This is a genomic window from Actinophytocola algeriensis, assembly GCF_014203735.1.
GTDB classification, from domain to species: domain Bacteria; phylum Actinomycetota; class Actinomycetes; order Mycobacteriales; family Pseudonocardiaceae; genus Actinophytocola; species Actinophytocola algeriensis.
Genome location: NZ_JACHJQ010000009.1, coordinates 393889 through 416609 on the forward strand (window position 1 = coordinate 393889; position 22721 = coordinate 416609).

Annotated in this window: 21 protein-coding genes and 1 rRNA gene; 14 read left to right on the forward strand and 8 right to left on the reverse strand. The window is 70.2% G+C overall.

Going from position 1 to position 22721, the window contains the following annotated elements; translation table 11 throughout:
* The 8 genes from FHR82_RS37965 (at position 1) to FHR82_RS38000 (ending at position 5687) form a co-directional block, all read left to right on the forward strand.
* A complete protein-coding gene (locus tag FHR82_RS37965; RefSeq protein ID WP_184815449.1) occupies positions 1-618 on the forward strand; it encodes a hypothetical protein in 618 nt (205 codons plus the stop codon).
* A gap of 81 nt (positions 619-699) precedes the next feature.
* Entirely contained in the window at positions 700-1713 is a 1014-nt protein-coding gene (locus FHR82_RS37970) for a C40 family peptidase (RefSeq protein ID WP_184815450.1), read from the forward strand.
* Positions 1714-1727: 14 nt separating this feature from the next.
* Positions 1728-2207, forward strand: coding sequence for a hypothetical protein (locus tag FHR82_RS37975; RefSeq protein WP_225944064.1), 480 nt, complete (start codon positions 1728-1730; stop codon positions 2205-2207).
* 10 nt (positions 2208-2217) lie between these two features.
* Positions 2218-2412, forward strand: coding sequence for a hypothetical protein (locus FHR82_RS37980; protein WP_184815451.1), 195 nt, complete (start codon positions 2218-2220; stop codon positions 2410-2412).
* 11 nt (positions 2413-2423) lie between these two features.
* Positions 2424-3851, forward strand: a complete 1428-nt coding sequence (locus tag FHR82_RS37985; RefSeq protein WP_184815452.1) for an RNB domain-containing ribonuclease — start codon at positions 2424-2426, stop codon at positions 3849-3851.
* Positions 3844-4497 carry an NADPH-dependent F420 reductase gene (npdG, locus tag FHR82_RS37990; RefSeq protein WP_184815453.1) on the forward strand — a complete coding sequence of 218 codons (654 nt, stop codon included), beginning with the start codon at positions 3844-3846 and terminating at the stop codon, positions 4495-4497. Before FHR82_RS37985 ends, npdG begins: the two co-directional genes overlap by 8 nt.
* A gap of 58 nt (positions 4498-4555) precedes the next feature.
* Positions 4556-4924, forward strand: coding sequence for a DUF4326 domain-containing protein (locus FHR82_RS37995; RefSeq protein WP_184815508.1), 369 nt, complete (start codon positions 4556-4558; stop codon positions 4922-4924).
* On the forward strand, positions 4914-5687 hold the full coding sequence (locus FHR82_RS38000; protein WP_184815454.1) for a helical backbone metal receptor: 774 nt from the start codon (positions 4914-4916) through the stop codon (positions 5685-5687). Before FHR82_RS37995 ends, FHR82_RS38000 begins: the two co-directional genes overlap by 11 nt.
* Positions 5688-5704: 17 nt before the next feature.
* Here the strand turns inward: FHR82_RS38000 and pip are convergent, their stop codons facing one another.
* A complete protein-coding gene (gene pip, locus FHR82_RS38005; protein ID WP_184815455.1) occupies positions 5705-6646 on the reverse strand; it encodes a prolyl aminopeptidase in 942 nt (313 codons plus the stop codon).
* Between the two features lie 23 nt (positions 6647-6669).
* Here pip and FHR82_RS38010 point away from each other — a divergent pair, with 23 nt between their 5' ends.
* Complete coding sequence (locus FHR82_RS38010; RefSeq protein ID WP_184815456.1) at positions 6670-7602, forward strand: glutathione S-transferase family protein; 933 nt, start codon at positions 6670-6672, stop codon at positions 7600-7602.
* On the opposite strand, the gene FHR82_RS38015 is transcribed toward FHR82_RS38010, so the two are convergent.
* The 4 genes from FHR82_RS38015 to secA2 all read right to left on the reverse strand — a co-directional run bounded on the left by FHR82_RS38015 (position 7603) and on the right by secA2 (position 13478).
* Positions 7603-8226, reverse strand: a complete 624-nt coding sequence (locus tag FHR82_RS38015) for a dihydrofolate reductase family protein (RefSeq protein ID WP_225944065.1) — start codon at positions 8224-8226, stop codon at positions 7603-7605.
* A gap of 87 nt (positions 8227-8313) precedes the next feature.
* The gene (panB, locus tag FHR82_RS38020; RefSeq protein ID WP_184815457.1) at positions 8314-9180 is read right to left on the reverse strand and encodes a 3-methyl-2-oxobutanoate hydroxymethyltransferase; all 867 of its coding nucleotides are present in this window, start codon (positions 9178-9180) and stop codon (positions 8314-8316) included.
* A gap of 139 nt (positions 9181-9319) precedes the next feature.
* Positions 9320-11038: an NAD+ synthase gene (locus FHR82_RS38025; protein ID WP_184815458.1), complete on the reverse strand. Its 1719-nt coding sequence runs from the start codon at positions 11036-11038 to the stop codon at positions 9320-9322.
* 70 nt (positions 11039-11108) lie between these two features.
* Positions 11109-13478: an accessory Sec system translocase SecA2 gene (secA2, locus tag FHR82_RS38030; RefSeq protein WP_184815510.1), complete on the reverse strand. Its 2370-nt coding sequence runs from the start codon at positions 13476-13478 to the stop codon at positions 11109-11111.
* Between the two features lie 98 nt (positions 13479-13576).
* On the opposite strand from secA2, the gene FHR82_RS38035 reads away from it, so the two are divergent.
* The gene (locus tag FHR82_RS38035) at positions 13577-15235 is read left to right on the forward strand and encodes an alpha/beta hydrolase (RefSeq protein WP_184815459.1); all 1659 of its coding nucleotides are present in this window, start codon (positions 13577-13579) and stop codon (positions 15233-15235) included.
* Positions 15223-15957, forward strand: coding sequence for an SDR family oxidoreductase (locus tag FHR82_RS38040; protein WP_311771469.1), 735 nt, complete (start codon positions 15223-15225; stop codon positions 15955-15957). The genes FHR82_RS38035 and FHR82_RS38040 overlap by 13 nt, the downstream gene beginning before the upstream one ends.
* Positions 15958-16053: 96 nt before the next feature.
* Here FHR82_RS38040 and FHR82_RS38045 read toward each other — a convergent pair whose 3' ends face one another.
* From FHR82_RS38045 to FHR82_RS38055, 3 genes are read right to left on the reverse strand one after another with little or no spacing between them, the layout of a single operon-like run.
* Positions 16054-17571, reverse strand: a complete 1518-nt coding sequence (locus FHR82_RS38045) for an MFS transporter (protein WP_184815460.1) — start codon at positions 17569-17571, stop codon at positions 16054-16056.
* On the reverse strand, positions 17568-18260 hold the full coding sequence (locus FHR82_RS38050; RefSeq protein ID WP_184815461.1) for an LppX_LprAFG lipoprotein: 693 nt from the start codon (positions 18258-18260) through the stop codon (positions 17568-17570). The genes FHR82_RS38045 and FHR82_RS38050 overlap by 4 nt, the downstream gene beginning before the upstream one ends.
* 34 nt (positions 18261-18294) lie before the next feature.
* Positions 18295-19254 (reverse strand): GlxA family transcriptional regulator, encoded by a 960-nt coding sequence (locus tag FHR82_RS38055; protein ID WP_184815462.1) that lies wholly within the window; start codon positions 19252-19254, stop codon positions 18295-18297.
* 70 nt (positions 19255-19324) lie between these two features.
* Here FHR82_RS38055 and FHR82_RS38060 point away from each other — a divergent pair, with 70 nt between their 5' ends.
* The 3 genes from FHR82_RS38060 to FHR82_RS38070 all read left to right on the forward strand — a co-directional run.
* Positions 19325-20620, forward strand: coding sequence for an MFS transporter (locus tag FHR82_RS38060; RefSeq protein WP_311771470.1), 1296 nt, complete (start codon positions 19325-19327; stop codon positions 20618-20620).
* 23 nt (positions 20621-20643) lie between these two features.
* Positions 20644-21987 carry a glutamine synthetase family protein gene (locus tag FHR82_RS38065; protein WP_184815464.1) on the forward strand — a complete coding sequence of 448 codons (1344 nt, stop codon included), beginning with the start codon at positions 20644-20646 and terminating at the stop codon, positions 21985-21987.
* A 463-nt stretch (positions 21988-22450) separates the two neighbouring features.
* Positions 22451-22721 (forward strand): 16S ribosomal RNA (locus FHR82_RS38070); the annotation flags it as partial.

The following is a 22721-nucleotide window of genomic DNA, read 5'->3' on the forward strand; positions in this document are numbered from 1 at the left end:
ATGCCGATCCGCACCAACCGCGGGCGTGCCGCGGTGTACCGGCGGCTGTGGGGCTGGCCCATGCGCTCGCCCCGCCACCTCACCATCGTGGTGTTCGTGGTGGCCGTGTTCGTCATCGCCATCGGCATCCTCGTCCCGCAGCTGACCGGCGGCCCCAAGCCGGGCAGCGGCGCGGCGGCCGAGTCGTCGGACAACACGACCTCGTCGCCGAACGCGCCCGGCACCACGAAAACGCCGGGCGTGACGGGGTCGACGAGCGCGCTGCCCACCCGCATCACCGAGCCGCCGTCCGCACCGACCTCCGCGCCGCCGGACCCGGCCGCGCTGGACGTCGCCGACTCGTGGGCCAAGGCGTGGGTGAACCACCCCGACGGCGTCAGCACGGAGGACTGGCTGGCGGACCTGCGGCCGTTCACCACCGAGGAACAGCTCACGGAGATGGCCACGGTGGAGCCGGGCAACATCGTCGCCACGAAGGTGACCGACGACCCCGAGGTCGTGGAGTCCTTCACGAGCTCGGTCAAGGTCCAGGTGCCGACCGACGGCGGCAACCTGCTCATCACGGTGATCGACACCCCCGACGGCTGGCGGGTGGCCTTCTACGAGCAGGTGAGCTGACATGAGCGGAGCTTGCGAAGCGAACCATCGAGCAGAGCGTCGACCAATGCGGCGCCACGGAACCCGCGAGAGGGCGTCGAGATGAAGAGCGCCGTCATCGTCGGTGGGCTGGTGGTCGTCGTCACGGTCGCCGTCGCGGGGGTCAGCGCCGTCACCCAGGTGGTGTCGCAGGACCAGGCGGCGGACCAGGCCAGGGCGATGGGTGTGTCGCTGACGTGCAACGCGAGCCTCGGCCCCATCACGTCGGGGCCGGCGGGCAGCGGCGCGGCGGACGCGGCGAAGCTGAACGAGGACCAGCGCGACAACGTCGCCATGATCATCGCGATCGGCAAGGAGCGGCAGCTGCCGCCGCTGGCGTGGCAGATCGCGATCCAGGCCGGCATGACCGAGTCCGGGCTGCGCAACCTGAACTACGGCGACCGCGACTCGCTCGGCATGTTCCAGATGCGGCCGTCCATGGGCTGGGGCTCACCCGCGGAGGTCGTCGACCCGAACTACTCGATCCGCAAGTTCTACGACGTCCTGGAGAAGGTGCCGAACTGGGAGCAGCAGCGCCCCGGCGAGTCCGCCCAGGACGTGGAGCGGTCGGCGTTCCCGGACCGCTACCACAAGTGGGAGCCGATGGCGGCCCACCTGATCGGCAACGTGGGCCTGGTCCCGGACCCGACGGGCTGCGGCCAGGGCACGGGTCTGCTGGTGCCCGCCCCCACGAAGGCGGCGGGTGAGGCGATCCAGTGGGCGCTTGGCCAGCAGGGCAAGCCCTACCAGTGGGGCGCGGCGACCACGCACCAGAACTCGTTCGACTGCTCCAGCCTGATGTTGCAGGCGTACCGCGCGGTCGGCGTCACTCTTCCGAGGGTTTCCCGCCAGCAGTACCGGGCGGGCGCGATGCTGCCGGTGGAGCAGGCACAACCCGGTGACCTGCTGTTCTGGGGCTACGACACGAGCAACCCGGACACCATCCACCACGTGGCGATGTACCTCGGGGACGGCAAGATCGTGGAGGCACAGCAGACCGGTGTGCCGGTGCACATCCGCCCGGTCCGCTGGGGCGAGCCGGAGCTGATGGGCCAGGCCGTGCGGCCTGGCGTATGACCAGAGGGGGCGCGATGACCATGTACACGCCAGAACCGATCCCGCCCCACATGGGCAGGCCCGCGTCGAGCACCCCGCTGCGGGACTACCTCGCGAGCCCGCACCCGGGCACACCCGCCAACTACGTGGTGCTGCCGAAGTCGCTGGTCGAGGCGATGCCACTGCCGTGGCAGAACGCGATGACCCAGATCTTGGCCGAGTTCCACCAGGCGTTCGAGCACCTCGACTGGCCGGAGTACCGGGTCGTCCCGTCCCGCAAGGAGAAGCTCGTGGATCTGGACGAGGACCAGCTGGCCGAGGTGGGCTACCTCGCCGAGATCGATGTGGACGGTGAGCTGGTGTACCGGGAGCGCAGCGGCAGGAGGGTCGAGAACCCGGAGGACACCGAGGTGCTGGTGTCCGTCCTGGACCCGATCCCCGGCGACTACCGCAACGCCAACGAGGACACACCCCCGCGCGGTTTCCCTGCGCAGCAAGTGGGTCCCTGGTCGTAGGCTACTTTTCATGGCCGACAACAACCCGGACCCTGGCTGGTACTTCTGCACGAAGCACAACCGGGTCGAGCACGGTGAGGTGTGTCCCGCGATCGACCGCTTGGGGCCGTACCCCGACGAGGCGACCGCCGCGAGCGCGCTGGAGATCGCGAGGAAGCGGACCGAGTCCTGGGACAAGTCCGAACGGGACTGGGACGAGGACTAGAGCCGGGTAGGGTGCCCGGCGTGGTAGTGCGCACGAACAATGACCGGATCGGTTTCGGAAAGGTCCGGGAGGAGTTCGCGCTGCCGCCGAACTTCCCCGCGGCCGTGCTGGCGGAGGCGGAACAGGCGGCGAACCGGCCCCACGACGGGCACAAGGACGCCACCGACCTGCGGCTCGTCACGATCGACCCGCCGGGCGCGAAGGACCTCGACCAGGCGATGGCGGTGGAACGGCGCGGCAGCGGTTTCCGCGTCCACTACGCCATCGCGGACCTCGGCACGTTCGTCGTCCCGGACGGTGCGCTGGACCGCGAGGTCCGCGGCCGGGGGCAGACGATCTACCTGCCCGATGGCAACGTCCCGCTGCACCCGCCGGTGCTGAGCGAGGGTGTGGCGAGCCTCCTGCCGGGACAGATCACGCCCGCCGCGCTGTGGACCCTGGACTGTGACGCCGACGGCACGCTCGAGCAGGCCCACGTCCGCCGGGCGCTGGTCCGTTCGCAGGCCCGCTACGACTACGACGGTGTCGACGCCGCGCTGAAGAACGGCTCCGCGCACCCGTCGTTGGCGGTGCTCCCGGAGATCGGCAGGCTGCGGCGGGAGCGCGCGGTCGAACGCGGCGCGGTCGAGCTGCAGCTGCCGGACCAGGAGGTGGCGCCGGACGGCGACGGCTGGCGGCTGACGCTGCGGCCCCGCGGCGAGGTCGACGCGTGGAACGCCGAGATCTCCCTGCTCACCGGCATGGCCGCCGCGCAGCTCATGCTCGAGGCGGGCGTCGGCATCCTCCGCACCCTGCCCGACCCGGAGAACGGCGCCGTGAAGTGGCTGCGCCGCTCCGCCCGTTCGCTGGGCATCACGTGGCCGAAGAACATGGACGCCGCCGAGCTGCTCGCGGGGCTCGACCCGGACCGCCCGGAGGCGCTGGCCCTGTTCATGGACGCCACCCGGTTGCTGCGCGGCGCCGGCTACACGGTGTTCGACGGCAACCAGCCCGAACTGGCGACCCACGCGGGCATCGCCGCCCCGTACGCGCACGTCACCGCCCCGCTGCGCAGGCTCGTCGACCGGTTCGGCACCGAGATCTGCCTCGCGATCGACGCGGGCGAGGAGGTCCCGGAGTGGGTGCGCGCGGCGCTGCCCGCCCTGCCGGACGTGATGGCCGGTTCCGACGCGCTCGCCAACAAGGTGGACAAGGCGTGCCTGGACCAGGTGGAGGCGTGGGTGCTGCGCGACCGCGTCGGGAGTGAGTTCGACGCGATCGTCCTGCGCTCCGAGGGCAACAGCGCGGACGTGTTCCTCACCGACCCGCCGGTGATCGCGAAATGTGCGAATGGCGACCTTCCGGAAGGGGAAACGATCCGAGTGCGTTTGACTCAGGCAGACGCGGAGGCGCGCAAGGTCGTCTTCGAGCGAGCTTCACAAGGGAGTGGCTTTGACTGACGTGACCGGCCTGACGGTGGGGGTGCTGGGCGGTACCGGCCCGCAGGGGAAGGGCCTCGCTCTGCGCTGGGCCAAGGCGGGCATCAAGGTGATCATCGGTTCGCGGAGTGCCGAGCGCGCCGAGTCGGCCGCGGCCGAGCTGGGTGACGGTGTGACCGGCGCGGACAACGCGACCACGGCCGCCGCCGCGGACATCGTGCTCGTCGCGGTGCCGTGGGAGGGCCACGGTGACCTGCTGGCGTCGCTGCGCGACCAGCTGATCGGCAAGATCGTGATCGACTGCGTGAACCCGCTCGGCTTCGACAAGCAGGGCCCGTTCGCGCTGCCCGTCGACGAGGGCAGCGCGGCGCAACAGGCCGAGAAGCTGCTGCCGGAGTCGCGGGTGACGGCCGCGTTCCACCACGTGTCGGCGGTGCACCTGGCCGACCTGTCGATCGCCGAGATGGACACCGACGTGCTGGTGCTTGGCGACGACCGCGAGGCCACCGACGTCGTCCGCGCGCTGGCGGACGCGATCCCCGGCATGCGGGGCGTGTACGGCGGCCGCCTGCGCAACGCGCACCAGGTGGAGGCGTTCACCGCGAACCTGATCGCCATCAACCGGCGCTACAAGGCCCACGCCGGGATTCGAGTCACGGACGTGTGATGCAGGCGTTGCCGCCGGGAGCGGAGTTCCGAACGGAGCTTGCGGAGTGAACATCGAGATGTCCGCGGCCGAGCGGGAGCTCGCGCTCGCGGTCCTCTCCGGTGAGACGGTAGTGGTCAACGTCCGCAAGGGCGGTCCACACAAGCGGCTGGTCCCGTGGCTCCTCGACGAGGGGCTCCTCACCTACGTCGGCCACGCGGGCAACCGGCACGACTGGCCGGAGTCGCCGTTCGCGAACCCGTTCGTCGGGCTGCGCGACATCGACCGGGTGACGATGGTGTCGAGGTACCGCGAATGGCTGGGCGAGCACCCGTCCCTGCTGCGCCGGATCCGGTCGGAGCTACCGGGCCGGGCGCTGGGCTGCTGGTGCGCGCCGCAGCCGTGCCACGCGGACGTGCTGGCGGAGGAGGCCCGACGTGCTCGTTGACGACCTCGGCGAACCGGTCCCGCTGACCGCGCCGCCGAAACGGGTGGTCAGCCTGGTCCCGTCGCTGACGGACGCGATCGAGGCGAGCAGCCCCGGCCTGGTCGCCGGCGCGACGGACTACTGCACGCATCCGCCGTCCCTGGACGTCCCGCGCGTCGGCGGCTCGAAGTACCCGCGGGTGGACGCGGTGCTGGACCTGCGCCCGGACCTGGTGGTGGCGAACGCGGAGGAGAACCGCCCCGAGGACGTGGCCCGCCTCCGAGCCGACGGCATCCCGGTGTGGGTGACGACCGCGGCCGCGACGGTCCCGGAGGGCCTGGGTTCGGTCCGCAGGCTGCTCACGCAGGGCCTCGACCTGGCGGAACCGGAGTGGCTGGTGGCGGCGGAGGACGTGTGGCGCACCCCGGAGCCGGTGTGGGCGCGGGCGGTGATCCCGGTGTGGCGACGCCCGTGGGTCGTAGTCGGCCGCGACACGTTCGCGGGTGACGTGCTGCTGCGCCTCGGCGTCGAGAACGTGTACGCCGACCACCGGGACCGCTACCCGAGGCCGTCGCTCGAGGAGCTGAACGACGCGGGCGCCGACCTGGTGGTGCTGCCGGACGAGCCGTACGAGTTCACCGCCGGCGACGGCCCGGAGTCCTTCCCCGGCCTGAGGTACGCGCTGGTCAACGGCCGCCACCTGACGTGGTGCGGCCCGTCACTGGTGGCAGCCCACGCGGCGCTGCTGGGAGCGGAGCGACGGAGCGGGCGCCGTCTGGACTGACGAGCGCGGCGACCCGTTCAGCGCTGTCGGAACTCGTCCGTAGCCGCGATCAGGGCGTCGAGGATGCCGAGGTCGGTGACCGCGTGCCCGGCACCCGGGACGATGGTCAGCGCCGAACCCGGCCAGGCGCGGTGCAGCTCCCACGCCGTGACGGGCGGGCACACCACGTCGTACCGGCCCTGCACGATCCGGCCCGGGATGCCCGCGAGCTTCCCGGCGTCGCGGAGCAGCTGGTCCTCGGCGAGCCAGCCCGCGTTCGTGAAGTAGTGCAGCGCGAGCTTGGCGAACGCGACCGCGAACGTCGGGTCGCCGTAGCTCGCGACCAGGCCCGGGTTCGGGGTGAGGGACACGATCGACCCTTCCCAGTTGCTCCACGCCACGGCCGCGTCGACCGCGCGGGCCGGGTCGTTCAGGAGTTCCCGGTAGCCCTCCAGGATGTCCCCATCGGGTACCTGCGCCGCGAACGTCGCCCACTCCTCGGGGAACAGGGCGCCGGCCCCGCCGCGGTAGAGCCAGTCCAGCTCGGAGCGCCGCAGCAGGAACACCCCGCGCAGCACGATCTCCGTCACACGTTCGGGGTGGGTTTGCGCGTACGTGAGCGCGAGGGTGGCGCCCCAGGAACCGCCGAACAGCTGCCACCGGTCGATGCCGAGGTGTTCGCGGAGCGCTTCCATGTCGGCGACGAGGTGCCAGGTCGTGTTGTTCTCGTCGGGGTCGCGGGTGGCGACGTGCGGGGTGCTGCGGCCGCACCCGCGCTGGTCGAACAGCACGATCCGGTAGGCGGCGGGGTCGAAGTGCCTGCGCTGGAGCGGGGCGGTGCCGCCGCCGGGCCCGCCGTGCACGAACACGACCGGCTTGCCGTCGGGGTTCCCGCTCACCTCCCAGTACACCGAGTGCCCGTCGCCGACGTCGAGCATGCCCTGCTCGACGGCGGACAGCGGCGGGTAGAAGAAGCGCATGCCAGGAGCCTAGATTCGATGGCATGGCAACCGTGCAGTTCGGCAAGGAAACCTCCGGCCGTGGCGAGTTCGTCCGGCAGAAGAACCGCTTCACGGACCGCATCACGGCCGGCGGCTCGTCGGGCCACAAGGCGGAGCCGGGCCGGTATCGCCTGGTGGTGAGCCTCGCGTGCCCGTGGGCGCACCGGGCGCTGATCGTGCGCGGCCTGCTGGGCCTGGAGGACGCGATCTCGCTGGCGGTGGTCGACCCGGTTCGCGACGAACGCGGCTGGCGCTTCACCCTCGACGAGAACGACCGCGACCCGGTGCTGGGCATCGAGTACCTGTCGGAGGCCTACCTGGCGTCGGACCCGGAGTTCGACGGCCGGTTCACGGTCCCGTCGATCGTGGACGTCGAGTCAGGGCAGGTGGTCACCAACGACTACCCGCGGATCACGCTCGACCTGTCGACCGAGTGGCGCGAGTTCCACAAGCCGGGTGCCCCCGACCTGTATCCCGAACACCTGCGGGCGGAGATCGACGACGTCATCGAACCGATCTTCCGCAACGTGAACAACGGCGTGTACCGCTGCGGTTTCGCGGGGAGCCAGGAGGCGTACGAGGAGGCCTACGACGCGCTGTTCGCCGAGCTGGACCGCCTGTCGGCGCGGCTCGAGAACCAGCGCTACCTGGTGGGGGACCGGCTGACGGAGGCCGACATCCGCCTGTTCACGACCCTGGTCCGGTTCGACGCGGTCTACCACGGGCACTTCAAGTGCAACCGGGACAAGCTCACGGAGATGCCGGTGCTGTGGGCGTACGCCCGGGACCTGTACCAGACGCCGGGGTTCGGCGAGACGGTCGACTTCGACCACATCAAGCGGCACTACTACTACACCCACGAGGCCATCAACCCGACGCGGATCGTGCCGAAGGGCCCGGTCACGGACTGGACCGAGCCCCACGGCCGCGGCTGATCACACCGACCCGTACTCCGGCGCGCCGGTCGGCCGGTACACCGCGGCGATGATCCCGCCGTCGGTGGCCTGCGAGGACACCAGCTTCATCCCGCTGGGCACGGTGCCGTCGCCGAAGAACCGCTTGCCGGTGCCGAGCACCACCGGGTGGATCGTCAGCCGGTACTCGTCGATCAGGCCGTGCCGCATCAGGGTCTGCGCCAGTTCGACGCTGCCGATCACCTGGATCTCGCCGAGGTCCTGTGCCTTGAGGTCGGTCACGGCGGCGACCAGGTCACCGTCCAGCACGGTCGTGTTCGCCCATTCCGGCGAGGTCAGCGTGCGCGACGCGACGTACTTCGGTGCCTCGTTGAGGATCTTCGCCATCGGGTACTCGTCGGCGTCGGGGGGGACGTGCGGCCAGAACCCGGCGAAGATCTCGTAGGTCTTGCGGCCGAGCAGCAACGCGCCAGGGTTCGCGTGCCACGGCCCGACGATCTCGGTGCCGAACTGCTCGGTGAAGTAGGGGCCCTGCCAGCCGCCGTGCTCGAAGCCCGCGTCGCGGTCCTCGTCGGGACCCCCCGGGGCCTGCGCGACGCCGTCGAGGGTCAGGAACATGTTGATCGCGATTGTGCTCATGCCCATGCGTCGGATGACTCCTTCGTGGATCGACAAAAACGCCCGCGGCAATTTTCTACCGCGGGCGTCGTCGAGCGAAAGTGCCGAGAGTGCTCAGTGGAACACGTGCTCCGGCGCGGGGAACTCACGTCCCCGCACCTCGGACGCGAACTGCTCCACCGCGCCCTTCATGACTCCGGCCAGGTCGGCGTACCGCTTCACGAACCGCGGTGCCTTGCCCCGCCGCAGGCCCATCATGTCCTGCCACACCAGTACCTGTGCGTCGCAGTCCGGGCCGGCGCCGATGCCGACGGTCGGGATCGTCAGCTCGTGGGTGATCCGCTTCGCGGCCTCGGCGGGCACCATCTCCATGACCACGGAGAACGCGCCGGCCTCCTGCAGCGCGATGGCGTCCTCGAGGAGGTCGTCCGCCGCGTCACCGCGGCCCTGCACGCGGTAGCCGCCGAGGTTGTGCTCGCTCTGCGGCGTGAACCCGATGTGGCCCATGACCGGCACCCCGGCCGTGGTGATGGCCTTGACGTGTGGCGCGAACGCCCGCCCGCCCTCGAGCTTGACCGCGTGCGCGCGGCCTTCCTTCATCATCCGCACGGACGTCGCCAGTGCCTGTTCCGGTGACAGCTGGTACGAACCGAACGGCAGGTCCGCCACGACCAGTGCCCGCTTCACCGAACGGGTGACCGCACGTACGAGTGGAACCATCTCGTCGACGGTCACCGGCAGCGAGGATTCGTAGCCGTAGACGTTGTTGGAGGCCGAGTCACCGACCAGGAGGACCGGGATACCGGCCTCGTCGAACAGTTCGGCGGTGTACATGTCGTACGCGGTGAGCATGGGCCACGGCTCGCCGCGCTCCTTCATCTCCCGCAGGTGGTGGATGCGCACGCGCTTCGCCGGCTTGGCCTGCGTGCCGGGGCCGGTGCCGTACGGCGCGGCCACCTCAGGATTCGATGCTGACGTCATTGTCTACCGTCCTTCCCTCGAAGCCCACGCGGTGTGGGTCCCCGGGTATTTGTGGATGGCTTACGACGCCAGCGTGTCACCATCTCGCCGGTCGCACACCGGCCTGCGACGAGCTTCACAGGCCACAGCGGGGTTCGGGCTACTTGCCCTCGCGCCACTGGTTGGTCATCGGCAGCCGCCGGTCCCGGCCGAACGCCTTGAACGTGATCTTCGTGCCGGGCGGGTACTGGCGCCGCTTGTACTCGGCGCGGTCCACCATCCGCAGCACCTTGTCGATCAGCTCGGGCGCGAACCCGGCCGCGACGAGGTCGGAGTACCCGCGGTCGCCCTCGATGTAGTCGTCGAGAACGCGGTCGAGCAGGTCGTAGTCCGGCAGCGAGTCGGAGTCCATCTGCCCCGGTCGCAGCTCCGCTGACGGCGGCTTGGTGATCGAGTTCGGCGGGATCGGCGGTGTCTCGCCGCGCGCGGCCGCGTACTCGTTGCGCCAGCGCGCCAGCTCCCAGACCAGCGTCTTCGGCACGTCCTTGATCGGTGCGAACCCGCCGACCGCGTCGCCGTAGATGGTCGAGTAGCCCACGGCCAGCTCGGTCTTGTTGCCGGTCGCGAGCACCAGGTGCCCGTGCTGGTTGGACAGCGCCATCAGCGTCACGCCGCGGCAGCGGGCCTGCACGTTCTCCTCGGCCAGGTCGGTCAGTCCCAACTGCGAGACGAACGCCGACACCATGTCCGCGATGGGCTGCTCCTCGTAGTGGCAGCCGACGCGCGTCGCCAGGTCGGCGGCGTCGGACTTGGAGTGGTCCGACGAGTACACCGACGGCATCGACACGCCGTAGACGTTCGACGCGCCCAGCGCGTCCGCCGCCAGCGCCGCGGTGACCGCCGAGTCGATCCCGCCCGACAGCCCCAGCACGACCGAGCCGAACCCGTTCTTGCGCACGTAGTCGCACAGGCCGAGCGTCAGCGCGCGCCACATCTCTTCCAGCTCCGACAGCGGCTCGAACGCCGCAGGCAGCGGCCGCGCCGGGTAGGGCTGCAGAAGTGCCTCGGACAGTGGCACCCTCCGCACCGCGAAGCCCTCGATGTCACCGGCCTGGGTGGCCGCGCCACCCGGCAGGTCGAGGTCGATCACGGTCAGGTGCTCGACGAACTGGGGGAGCCGCGTCAGGAGCTCACCCGACTCGGAGACCACCATCGAGTCGCCGTCGAACACGAGGTCGTCCTGGCCGCCGACCATGTTCACGTACACCAGTGGGGCGCCCGCCTCGGCGGCCCGCCGCGCCACCAGCGGCTCCCGCTGGTCGTCCTTGTGCCGCTCGTACGGGGACGCGTTCGGCGACACCACCAGGTCCACCCCGGCCGCGCCGAGCGCTGCGATCGGCCCGCCCTCCTGCCAGATGTCCTCGCAGATCACCATGCCGATCTCGAGCCCGTGCAGCCGGATGATGTCCAGGGTGTCCCCGGACTTGAACAGCCGCCGCTCGTCGAACACCCCGTAGTTGGGCAGGTGGTGCTTGAACTGGGACGCGACGACGCGCCCGTCGTACAGCACGGCCACCGCGTCCCGCGCGCCGACGGCGTCGCGGTCCAGGTAGCTCACCACGGCCGCCACGGCGCCGAGCCCGTCGGCGTCCAGGCGCGCGGCCAGCTCGGTCAGCGCCTGCTTCGACGCGGCCGCGAACGACTCCCGCAGCGCCAGGTCCTCGACGGGGTAGCCGGTCAGCACCATCTCCGGGAACACGACCAGGTGCGCGCCGTCCTCGGCCGCGCGGGCGGTCCACGACGCGATCAGGCCCGCGTTCCCGTCCAGGTCGCCGACCGTCGCGTTGACCTGCGCGAGCGCGATGCGAAGTTGTGGCATGGCGCAATCTTCGCATGTGGCCGAACGGAGTTCGCGCAGCGAGAGCCGTTTTCGCCTTCGAGGCGAAAAGTCACCGGCGTGATGCGCCCTTCACCTTCTTGATCATCGCGCGGACCCGCTGCAGCGCCTGCTCGGCGTCGGTGTCGAACGGGTTGTCGTGGACCATGTACGTCCAGGTCGACGACGGCCTGCGCAGCCCGCCCTCGGCCAGGTCCACGCCGTCGGGCCCGATCTCGATCTCGGAGAACGTCTCCACCGCGCGTTCCGAGATCTCGTCCGGCATCTTCCGGAACTCGGGGATCGCGGTCCGGTGGAACTCGTCGATCGGCGTCTCCTTGGCGAGCGCCCGCAGGTGGATGGTCTCCCGCACGTCCGCGAGGAACGCCAGGTGCTCGGTCCACCGCTGGTCGAGGTGGTACAGCATGATCTGCCGCGCCGCCTCCTCGAGCACCTTCTCGTCCAGCTCGTCGGACAGCTCCTCCCACCGCTCCGCGCACAGCGCCGCGAGCTCGGTCGCGGCGAGGTCGGTGGTCAGCAGCTCGTCGCGGTGCTCCAGCAGTGCCCTGCGCTGGTGCTCGATGAGCCGCGTGTACCGCCACGTGTTGCGGTGGATCTCCAGCTGGACGCCCTCGGCCACCTTCTGCGCGTGGTCGACGAACCGCTTGCTCGTCGGGTCCGCGAGCCTGCCCTCGTCCTCGTCGTCGTCCGGTTCGGCACCCGCGGTCGCGTCCGGCGCGTACTGGATCACCTGGTCGTCGCCCAGGCTCGCGAACATGATCGACCCGCCGGGGTCGCCCTGGCGCCCGGACCGGCCGCGCAGCTGGTCGTCGAGGCGGCTCGACGGGTAGCGGCCGGTGCCGATCACCAGCAGCCCGCCGAGATCGGCGACCTTGTCGTGCTCCTCGGCGTCCCTGTCCTTGTCGCCGTCGTCTCTCTTCTTGCCGCCGAGGCGGATGTCGGTGCCGCGGCCGGCCATCTGCGTGGACACGGTGACCGCGTCGTACGCGCCTGCCTCGGCCACGATCGCGGCCTCCTGCGCGTCGTTCTTCGCGTTCAGCACCACGCACGGCACGTCGGCCTCGTCGAGCAGCTTCGCGAGCCGCTCCGACTCGGCGACGTCGCGGGTGCCGATGAGGATCGGCCGCCCCGTCTTGTGCACGGCCGCGATCTCGCGGACGATCGCCGCTTCCTTGTTCTCGACCGTGTCGTACAGCCGGTCGTCCTCGTCCTCGCGCACACACGGCGTGTTCGGCGGGATGACCGCGACCCGCAGCTCGTAGAACTCGCGCAGCTGCTCGGACACCGCGACCGCGGTGCCGGTCATGCCGCACACCGTCTTGTACCGGCCGATCAGGCCCTGGACGCTGATCGAGTCCAGCACCTCGCCGCTCTCGGTGGGCCGCAGCCGTTCCTTCGCCTCGACCGCGGCCTGCAGCCCGTCCGGCCAGCGCTGCCGCAGCGCGATCCGGCCACGCGAGGAGTTGATCAGGTGCACCTTGCCGTCGCGGACGATGTAGTCGACGTCCCGCTCCAGCAGCGCGTGCGCGTGCAGCGCGGCGTTCACCGCGGCGAGCCGGTCGCTGTGCTCACCGGAGTACAGGTCGACGCCGCCCAGCGACTTCTCGACGACCTTCGCGCCGCGGCCGGTGAGCCAGGCGTTGCGGCCGTCCTCGTCCTTCTCGTAGTGCTGTCCCGGCTTGAGCGTGCGGACGATCTTGGCGACCTCGGGGTCGGACTGGCCCTCGTCGGACGAGCCCGCCAGCACGAGTGGCACCTTGGCCTCGTCGATCAGCACGGAGTCGGCCTCGTCGACGATCACGACGTCCGGCTCGCGGCCGACCATGTCGTCCACCGAGGTGGCGAGCCGGTCCCGCAGCACGTCGAAGCCGATCTCGCTGACCGACCCGTACGTCACGTCGGCCGCGTACGCCGCCCGCCGCTCGTCCTGCGACGAGGTCTGGCTGACCCAGCCCACGGAGACGCCCAGCAGCTCGTACACCGGGCCCATCCACCCGGCGTCGCGCTGGGCGAGGTAGTCGTTGACCGACATGACGTGCACGGCCTTGCCCTGCAGCGCGTACCCGGCGGCCGCGATCGCACCCGCGAGTGTCTTGCCCTCACCGGTCGCCATCTGCACGACGTGCCCGGCGAGCAGCTCCATCGCGCCGAGCAGCTGCACGTCGTAGGGCCGCTCGTCGAGCGCCCGCTTCGCCGCCTCCCTGGCGATCGCGCACAGCTCGACCAGTTCCTTCTCGTCGAACCCCGCCGCGTCGCCGTCGCGCCGCAGCTTCCCAGCCGCCTCGGTCAGCTCCTCGTCGGAGAGATCGCTGACCTTCTTCTCCCGCCATTCGATCGAGGTCAGCAGCCCCTCGTACCGGGAGATGTCGACGGTGGCCGGCCGGTCCAGGAACCGGCTGAAGCCGGCCTTCACGCGCCGCATGAACGCCGCCACCGACGCTCACCTCCTCGCTCGTCGTTCGCACTGCCCCTGCACGGTAACGGTGTACCCCGGCCCGTGAGTTCCGACCGGCAGTACCGATGTTCGCTACGCAAGCTCCGCTCAGCACCGCGAATGGCAGGATCACGGACGTGACTTCCCGTCGGCACGCCACCGTGACAGCTTCCATCCTGCTCGCTTTCTCCGTCGCTGTCGGAGCGGGGGCGTGCACGACCTCCGTCGACGGCGAGTCCGGCCCGCAGCTCCCGTTCGAGGAGCAGAACGAACCGGCGGGCCCGGTCCCGGCCGGGCTCGAACAGTTCTACAGCCAGCCACTGACATGGGAGGGCTGCGCGGAGTACGCGAAGACGGACTACGACGAGCAGGCGCTCGGCGCCGACGGCCTGCAGTGCACCCACCTCACGGTGCCGCTGGACTACGCCAAACCCGACGGCGACACCATCGAACTGGGCGTTCTCCGCAAGCCGGCGCGGGACCGGGACCAGCGGATCGGTGCGCTGGTGGTCAACCCGGGCGGCCCCGGCGCGGCGGGCCTGTCGACCGCGGCCGCGCTGGCCGACGTGAACGACACCCTCGCCGACCGGTTCGACTTCGTCGGCTTCGACCCGCGCGGCGTCGGCTCCAGCGAACCGAACGTGGAGTGCCTGACCGACGAGGAGATGGACCAGGAACGGGCCACGGACGACGAGCTGGACGTGTCACCCGAAGGTGTCGCCAAGCAGGACGCGGAGTCCAAGGAGTTCGCGCAGAAGTGCGCGGCCAACACCGAGTTCGGCACCGCCATGCTCGCCAACATCGGCACCCGCGACGTCGTGAAGGACATCGACGTCCTCCGCTCCGCGCTCGGCGACGAGAAGCTCACCTACCTGGGCTATTCGTACGGCACCCGCATCGGCAGCACCTACGCGGAGACGTTCCCGGACAACGTGCGCGCGCTCGTCCTCGACGGTGCGCTGGACCCGTCGCAGACACCGGTCGACGAGGTCGTCGCGCAGGGCGCGGGCTTCCAGAAGGCGTTCGACGACTTCGTGGCGTGGTGCACCGGTGAGGACGACTGCGCGCTCGGCAAGGACAAGGGCACGGCGCTGCGGCAGTTCCACGACCTGGTCCGCCCGCTCGGCGAGCGCCCGGTGGAGGTGGGCGACGGCCGCAAGCTCTCCTACGAGGACGCCACGACCGGCGTCGTGCAGGCGCTGTACTCGGAGCAGCTGTGGGAGCACCTGAACTCGGGTCTCAACGAGCTGAAGCAGAACGAGGGCGCCACGCTCATGTCGCTGGCGGACATGTACCTGGAACGCGACCCGGACGGGACGTACTCGACCACCCAGGACGTGTTCACGGCCGTCCGCTGCGTCGACGACCCCCGCGTGACCGACCCGAACGTGGCCCTCGACCTCAACCGCGAGTACAAGGAGGCCGCGCCCTTCCTGGACGACGGCAAGCCCGCCGCCCCGGTACTGGACTCGTGTGCGTACTGGCCGGTGCCCAACACCAGCGAGCCGCACGTGCCGGACGTGCCCGGCCTGCCGAAGGTGCTGGTCATCTCCACGACGGGGGACCCGGCCACCCCGTACGACGCGGGGGTGGCACTGGCCAAGGGCCTCGGCGGCGGCCTGCTGACCTTCGAGGCGACCCAGCACACGGTGTTCCTGCAGGGCAACAGCTGCGTCGACGACGCGGGCGCGAAGTACCTCACCGACCTGGAGCTCCCGGCGGAAGGCACCCGGTGCAAGCCCTGAGGCAGCACATCCTCATCACCGGCGCGAGCGCGGGCATCGGCGCCGAGCTGGCGCGGCAGTTCGCGTCGAAGGGCCGGTCGCTGGCGCTGTGCGCACGGCGGCTGCCCGCACTGGAGGGACTGCGGGCTGAACTGCCGGGCCGCGTGCTGGTCAAAGAGCTGGACGTGACCGACGCGGACGCCGTGTTCCGGGTGTTCGGCGAGTTCGCCGACGAGCTGGGCAGGCTCGACCGGGTGATCGTCAACGCGGGCATCGGCAAGGGCCGCCCGATCGGCACGGGCGGTCACCGGCCGAACCGCGAAACGGTCGAGACCAACGTGCTCGGCGCGCTCGCCCAGTGCGAGGCGGCCATGGAGATCTTCCGCCGGCAGAACGCCGGGCACCTGGTCGTCGTGTCGTCGATGGCCGCGCTGCGCGGCCTGCCAGGCGCGGTGACCGCGTACGCGGCGACCAAGGCGGCGGTGTCGGCGCTGGCCGAGGGCATCCGCGTGGACGTGGCAGGCACTCCCATCAAGGTGACGACGATCTTGCCGGGCTACATCCGGTCGGAGATGAACCCCGAGCCGGGCAGGCTGATCGCGGACACCGTGCCCGCCGTGCGCGCGATGGTGACCGCCATCGAACGCGAGCCGAAACGCGCGTACGTGCCGCAATGGCCGTGGCGAGCGCTGGCACCGGTCTTGCGCCACCTGCCCGCGTGGGCGCTGAAGAAAGCGACCTAGCCGGCCCGGCGGCGCGGTTGTCCACAACCCCGCCTGACGGCCCCGAAAATGTCGGTCCCCGCCCGTACGCTGGAAACCGGGGGCCGGAGGCCGCCCTCAGCCCGCCTCGACGTGCGCGCGCCGGCCGCCGATCAGCAGCGCCAGCGCCGCCCCCACCACGCAGACGACCGCCGTGATCGCGAACGTCCCGCTGTACTGCGTCAGCAGCGCGTCGTTGACCGCGGCCCGGTAGACCGCCATCTCCTGCTCGAACTGCGCCTCCGGCTTCCCGAACGGCAGCGGCGTGTTCAGCGTCGCGGTCAGCGAGTGGAACCGGTGCAACCCGAGCGCGGCCAGCGCCGCCACCCCCACCAGCATCCCCGTCATCCGCGCCACGACCACGCCCGCCGCTGCCACGCCGTGCTGCACCGACGGCACCACCCGCAACGCGGCCGAGGACAGTGGCGCGATCACCAGGCCGAGCCCGAAACCGGTGATCACCAGATCGGTGTCGAGGCGTGGCAGGTCCACGAAACCCAGGTCGTGCGGCGACGACAGCACGTCCAGCGGCCACATCGACACCAGCCAGAACCCGGCCGCCGCGATCAGCAACCCGGCGAACGCGGGCACGCGGTCCCCGAACCGCCCCGCCAGCCACCCACCGGCCAGCGCACCCACCGGCAGCGCCACCAGGAACCGCACCAGCAGCAGCACGCTGCCGTTGTCGTCCCGCCCGAGCAGCGTCTGCCCGAACAGGTCCACGTTCACCAGCGTCACCATCAACGCCGCGCCGGCCGCGAGGCTCGCCCCGAGTGCCGCGAGGAACGGACGCAGCCGCACCCCCGACGTGTCGATCAGCCGCGTCCGCGCCCGCATCTCCCAGACCAGGAACGCCACGAACACCACCCCGGCGGCCACCAGCAGCGGCGGCCCCCACGACGGCAGCACCTGGTTGCGCGGGTCCGGGTTGTACAGCCCGACCACGAGCAAGCCGAGCACGACCGCCAGCAGCGCCGCCCCCACGACGTCCACCTTCGGGCGATCACCCGAACGGTCGCGCCGCGGCACCGTGAACTGCACCGCCACCATCGCCGCCACCGCCAGCGGCACGTTCACCCAGAACACCCCGCGCCAGCCAACCAGCGCCGCGAGCGCGATCCCGTACACCGGACCGAGCACACTGCCCAGCTCCTGCGCCGCACCGACCGCACCCAGCACGGCCGACCGCCGGTGCGTGGCCCACAGGTCCGCCGCCAACGCCATGGTCACCGGCAACAGAGCACCACTCGCCACACCCTGGATCACCCGTCCGGTGACGAGCACCGTGGTGTCTCCGGCGATCGCCGTCACCACCGACCCGGCGATGAACCCCAGCAGGCACACCTGCAGCAGCAGCTTGCGCCCGAACCGGTCCGACGCCTGCGCCAGCAGCGGCATCGCCGCCACATAGCCCAGCAGGTACCCGGTCACGATCGGGGTCACCCGCTCGAGCCGGTTCAGCGGGATCTGCATGTCCTCGATGATCTGCCGCAGCACGCTGACCACGACGTACGTGTCGAGCGCCCCCAGCAGTACCGCGAGCCCGCCCGCGCCGATCGCGACCGCGCGGCCGCGGGCCCTGACCTCCACCGTCACTGCGGCGCCGTGATCTCGACCTGCTTGTCGATGTCCGACAGCGTCACGTCGACCGTGCCCTTCGGCACCTTCACGCTCGCCTTCACCGGCTGGTGCCCGTCGTCCTGGCGCAGCCAGAACGTGATGTCCACGTCGGAGTCGATGCCCGGCACGAGCGTCGACACCACGTCCTTGGTGACCCTGCCGGTCACCCGGTAGGTCGACACACCATCGACGTCCTCGGCACCCTCGGTGCGCGGGTCCGTCACGCTCTTCATGACGTTCGCGATGCCCTTCTCCGGGTCGAGGATCGCGGCCGGGTCGTACAGGCTCCGCACCATCGACGCGGGGAGCTCCGTGTACCCACCGGTCGGGCCCTTGATGTGCAGTGAGTCGTCGACCAGGACGAACTCGCCCTCGAACAGGCTGCCCATGAGGTCCATGGAGACCGTGCCCTTGGCCGCGCCACCGCCACCGCCCTCCCTGGTCAGGTCACCCTCGGCCCGCTTCACCGAAAGACCGGGGATCTCGCCGTTCACCGCGAGCGTGAAGTGCGCGCTCGTGATGTCGGCCGTCGACGCCGCCGCGTCCTGCAGCAACGCCTTCCCGTCCGGCAGGTTGCCGTCGGCGGCGGGCGGGTCGTCGGACGAACAGGCCGTGGCGACCGCGGCGGTGAGCGCGAGCGTGACGAGCAGGATCCGGCGCATCATGCGGGAATCCTAGGGCTGCTCAGCTGAGAGGTGTTCAGCCCGCCCGAAACGTTTTCCGGTAGGCAAGGGGCGAGACACCGAGCGCCGCGTGCATGTGCTGCCGCAGCGAAGCGCCGGTGCCGAGGCCCGCGCGCTCCGCGACCCCGTCGACCGGCAGGTCGGTCGTCTCCAGCAGGTGGCGGGCGTGCTCGATCCGCTGCCTGGTCAGCCACGTGCCGGGTGACATGCCGGTCTCCGCGCGAAACCGGCGGGAGAACGTGCGCACGCTCATCCGCGCGTGCCCGGCGAGCGTGGCCAGGTCGAGCGGCTCGTGCAGCCTGCCGAGCGCCCACGTCCTGGTCGGCGCCGTGCCGTCGGTGCCGTGGTCGGGGATGTGCCGGTCGATGTACTGCGACTGCCCGCCCTCCCGCCACGGCGGCACCACGCAGTACCGCGCGGCCCGGTTCGCCACCTCGGTGCCGTGGTCGCGGCGGATGACGTGCAGGCACAGGTCCACGCCGGCACCGAGTCCCGCCGAGGTCAGCACGTCGCCGTCGTCCACGAACAGCACGTTCTCGTTGAGTGCCACTTTCGGGTACAGCTCGCGGAACTCGTCCGCGTGCGCCCAGTGCGTGGTCGCGGGCCGGTCGTCGAGGATCCCGGCCGCGCCGAGCACGAACGCGCCGGTGCAGATCGACATGATCCGCGCGTGCGACGGCACCGTGGCCAGGGCTTCCCCGATCTCGGGCGGGAGGACGCCATGCCTGCGCGGCCCCTCGATCCGCGTGCCCGGGATGATCACCGTGTCCGCCTCGGCCAGTATCGAAGCGTCGTGGTCGGGCACCATCGTGTAGCCCGACGCCACCCGGACCGGTGACCGGTCGAGGCCGCAGATGCGCACCTTGTACAGGCAGTCGCCGTTCCTGTCGGTGGCCTCGACGAAGATCTGCGGCGGGATCGCCATGTCGTAGCCGATGACCGTGTCGAGGGCCAGCACGGCCACCTGATGCACCATGGCCAGATTCTTACAGATATTGGCGATCCGGCCACTCGTCGGCGCCGAAAAGTTCCCGCACGCTGTCCGCGTGACTCACGTCGAGCCGCAGGCGCGGCCTGTGCGAACCCGGATCCACTGGGCGTGGCTGGTCGCCGCCGCCGCGTTCATCACCCTCATCGGCGCCGCGGGCTTCCGCGCGGTGCCCAGCGTCCTCATCGACCCCCTGCACGACGAGTTCGGCTGGTCACGCGCCACGATCTCGGCCGCGGTCTCGATCAACCTCGTGCTCTTCGGCCTGATCTCACCGTTCGCCGCCGCGCTCATGGACCGCCTCGGCATGCGCCGCGTCGTCGCGGGCGCACTCGTCCTCGTCGCCGCTGGCAGCGGCCTCACCGTCTTCATGACCGCCAGCTGGCAGCTCCTCCTGTGCTGGGGCGTACTGGTCGGCGTCGGCACCGGCTCCATGTCGATGGCGTTCGTCGCCACCGTCACCGGCCGCTGGTTCGTCAAGCACCACGGCCTGGTCAGCGGCATCCTCACCGCCGCGGGCGCCACCGGCCAGCTCGTGTTCCTCCCACTCGTGGCCGCCCTCGCCACCGCACACGGCTGGCGCACCCCGGCACTCGTCGTCGCGGCCGCCGCGCTCGCCGTCGTGCCCCTGGTCCTCGCCTTGCTCCGCGACTACCCGAAAGACGTCGGCACCACCGCCTACGGAGCGACACCCGAAGATGTGACCGAGACAGGGCCCGTCACCGGCAGTAGCGCCGCCCGCGCCATCCGCGCACTGACCGCCGCCGCCAGGACCAGGACCTTCTGGCTGCTCGCGGGCGGTTTCGCGATCTGCGGCGCCTCCACGAACGGCCTGGTCGGCACCCACTTCGTCACCGCGGCACACGACCACGGCATGCCACACACCACCGCGGCGTCCCTGCTCGCACTCATCGGCATCTTCGACGTCGCGGGCACCATCTTCTCCGGCTGGCTCACCGACCGGGTGGATCCGCGACTACTCCTCGGCGCCTACTACACGCTCCGCGGCCTCTCGCTGATGATCCTGCCGTCGCTGTTCGCACCCGAGACCGAACCGTCCATGTGGGTGTTCATCCTCTTCTACGGCCTGGACTGGATCGCGACCGTGCCGCCGACAGTGGCCCTGTGCCGCAACCGTTTCGGCATGTCAGGACCGGTCGTCTTCGGCTGGGTGTTCGCCTCGCACCAGGTCGGCGCGGCCATCGCCGCGGTCGGTGCGGGTGCGATCCGCGACACACAGGGCAGCTACGACATGGCGTGGTATTTCGCGGGCGGCCTGTGCGTCATCGCCGCGCTGCTGTCCCTCGCGATACGGCCGATCCGGGAAGCCATCACCGCCGAAACACGCAGTTAACACGATCTACCTAGGCTGCCGACATGGATCGTCAGCAAGAGTTCGTCCTGCGCACCCTCGAGGAGCGGGACATCCGCTTCGTGCGGCTGTGGTTCACCGACGTACTCGGCTTCCTGAAGTCGGTCGCGGTGGCCCCCGCCGAGCTGGAAGGCGCGTTCGCCGACGGCATCGGCTTCGACGGCTCGGCGATCGAGGGCTTCGCCCGGGTCTACGAGTCCGACATGGTCGCGCGCCCCGACCCGGCGACGTTCCAGGTGCTGCCGTGGGAGGACCCGCAAGGGCACCACTACGCCGCGCGCATGTTCTGCGACATCTCCATGCCCGACGGGTCGCCCTCCTGGGCGGACCCACGGCACGTGCTGCGGCGGACCCTCGCGAAGGCGAGCGAGTCCGGCTTCACGTGCTACGTGCACCCGGAGATCGAGTTCTTCCTGCTCAGCGAGGTCCCCCTGGACGGCCGCGAGCCGATCCCGGCCGACAACGGCGGGTACTTCGACCAGGCGAGCCACGAGACCGCCACCCACTTCCGGCGGCACGCGATCGAGACGCTCGAGGCGATGGGCATATCAGTCGAGTTCTCGCACCACGAAGGTGCCCCTGGCCAGCAGGAGATCGACCTGCGGTATGCGGACGCGCTGACCATGGCCGACAACGTGATGACGTTCCGGTACGTGGTGAAGGAAGTGGCCATCACGCAGGGCGTCCGCGCGTCGTTCATGCCGAAACCGTTCACCGACCAGCCGGGGTCGGGCATGCACACGCACGTGAGCCTGTTCGAGGGCGACCAGAACGCCTTCTACGACAGCGAGGACCCGTACGAGCTCTCGAAGACCGGCAAGGCGTTCGTCGCCGGGCTCCTCAAGCACGCGCGGGAGATCTCCGCCGTCACGAACCAGTGGGTCAACTCCTACAAGCGCCTGATCGTCGGCGGGGAGGCGCCCACCGCGGTCTGCTGGGGCCACGCGAACAGGTCTGCCCTGGTCAGGGTGCCCATGTACTCGCCGGGCAAGGCGTCGTCGCGGCGGGTGGAGATCCGCAGCCTGGACTCCGCGTGCAACCCGTACCTCGCGTACGCGGTGATCCTCGCGGCCGGGCTGAAGGGCGTCGAGGAGGGCTACGAGCTGCCGCCCGAGGCCGAGGACGACGTGTGGTCGCTGACCGACGCCGAGCGTCGCGCGGCCGGCTACGGCAACCTCCCGCAGAACCTGGGGGAGGCCCTCGTCGAGATGGAGGGATCCGAACTCCTGGCCGAAACCCTCGGCGAACACGTCTTTGATTTTTTTCTTCGGAACAAGCGCAACGAGTGGGACGCGTACCGCCGCTCGGTCACCCCCTATGAGCTGCGAACACTTCTTCCGCTGTTGTGAGCGCAAGCCTCTGACCAGGCGATTTGACTTGTGCGCGGCGGGCTCTGTAACTTTCTCCTCGTCGCACAGAGCGGCGGACCGGACAGGAACTAGCAAGCCCTGACCCCCCTCCGACGCGAAACTCGGCCTCTGATACAGTTCAGTGGCTGGATGCGAACGGGCCAAGCGGGTTGACACCGCGAAACGGACCGGATAGCATGTAGCGGCACTGCTAGAGCGGTAAGCCTCCCAAGTGGGACCGTCTCAGGTCTCCCAAGTAGGGATTGGCGCCCTAGCACCCCAAAACGCAGTAACCAACTGACGACTGTCGGACTGTGTCGCGGAAGCGGCTCAGAATGGCTGAGCGTGTGTTGTTTGAGAACTCAACAGTGTGCCGATTCAAAATGCTAGTGAGCTTGTGCCTGGCCTCTTTTGGTAGAGGTAGGTATATATTGCTGGGATTTGTTTCTCTTCATACAAAGCATTGTTGGAGAGTTTGATCCTGGCTCAGGACGAACGCTGGCGGCGTGCTTAACACATGCAAGTCGAACGATGAAGCCCTTTCGGGGGTGGATTAGTGGCGAACGGGTGAGTAACACGTGGGTAATCTGCCCTGTACTTTGGGATAAGCCTTGGAAACGAGGTCTAATACCGAATATTACCGGCTTCCGCATGGGGGTTGGTTGAAAGTTCCGGCGGTACAGGATGAACCCGCGGCCTATCAGCTTGTTGGTGGGGTAACAGCCTACCAAGGC

What these genes read in the sequence shown, in the direction of transcription:
- FHR82_RS38055 (WP_184815462.1), bottom strand. Translation starts at nt 19,254, where the DNA reads ATGGTGCATCAGGTGGCCGTGCTGGCCCTCGACACGGTCATCGGCTAC.
- FHR82_RS37980 (WP_184815451.1), top strand. Translation starts at nt 2,218, where the DNA reads ATGGCCGACAACAACCCGGACCCTGGCTGGTACTTCTGCACGAAGCAC.
- FHR82_RS37970 (WP_184815450.1), top strand. Translation starts at nt 700, where the DNA reads ATGAAGAGCGCCGTCATCGTCGGTGGGCTGGTGGTCGTCGTCACGGTC.
- FHR82_RS37975 (WP_225944064.1), top strand. Translation starts at nt 1,728, where the DNA reads ATGACCATGTACACGCCAGAACCGATCCCGCCCCACATGGGCAGGCCC.
- FHR82_RS38015 (WP_225944065.1), bottom strand. Translation starts at nt 8,226, where the DNA reads ATGGGCATGAGCACAATCGCGATCAACATGTTCCTGACCCTCGACGGC.
- FHR82_RS38010 (WP_184815456.1), top strand. Translation starts at nt 6,670, where the DNA reads ATGGCAACCGTGCAGTTCGGCAAGGAAACCTCCGGCCGTGGCGAGTTC.
- FHR82_RS38050 (WP_184815461.1), bottom strand. Translation starts at nt 18,260, where the DNA reads ATGATGCGCCGGATCCTGCTCGTCACGCTCGCGCTCACCGCCGCGGTC.
- secA2 (WP_184815510.1), bottom strand. Translation starts at nt 13,478, where the DNA reads ATGCGGCGCGTGAAGGCCGGCTTCAGCCGGTTCCTGGACCGGCCGGCC.
- FHR82_RS38035 (WP_184815459.1), top strand. Translation starts at nt 13,577, where the DNA reads ATGTTCGCTACGCAAGCTCCGCTCAGCACCGCGAATGGCAGGATCACG.
- pip (WP_184815455.1), bottom strand. Translation starts at nt 6,646, where the DNA reads ATGCGCTTCTTCTACCCGCCGCTGTCCGCCGTCGAGCAGGGCATGCTC.
- FHR82_RS37995 (WP_184815508.1), top strand. Translation starts at nt 4,556, where the DNA reads ATGTCCGCGGCCGAGCGGGAGCTCGCGCTCGCGGTCCTCTCCGGTGAG.
- panB (WP_184815457.1), bottom strand. Translation starts at nt 9,180, where the DNA reads ATGACGTCAGCATCGAATCCTGAGGTGGCCGCGCCGTACGGCACCGGC.
- FHR82_RS38065 (WP_184815464.1), top strand. Translation starts at nt 20,644, where the DNA reads ATGGATCGTCAGCAAGAGTTCGTCCTGCGCACCCTCGAGGAGCGGGAC.
- FHR82_RS37965 (WP_184815449.1), top strand. Translation starts at nt 1, where the DNA reads ATGCCGATCCGCACCAACCGCGGGCGTGCCGCGGTGTACCGGCGGCTG.
- FHR82_RS38025 (WP_184815458.1), bottom strand. Translation starts at nt 11,038, where the DNA reads ATGCCACAACTTCGCATCGCGCTCGCGCAGGTCAACGCGACGGTCGGC.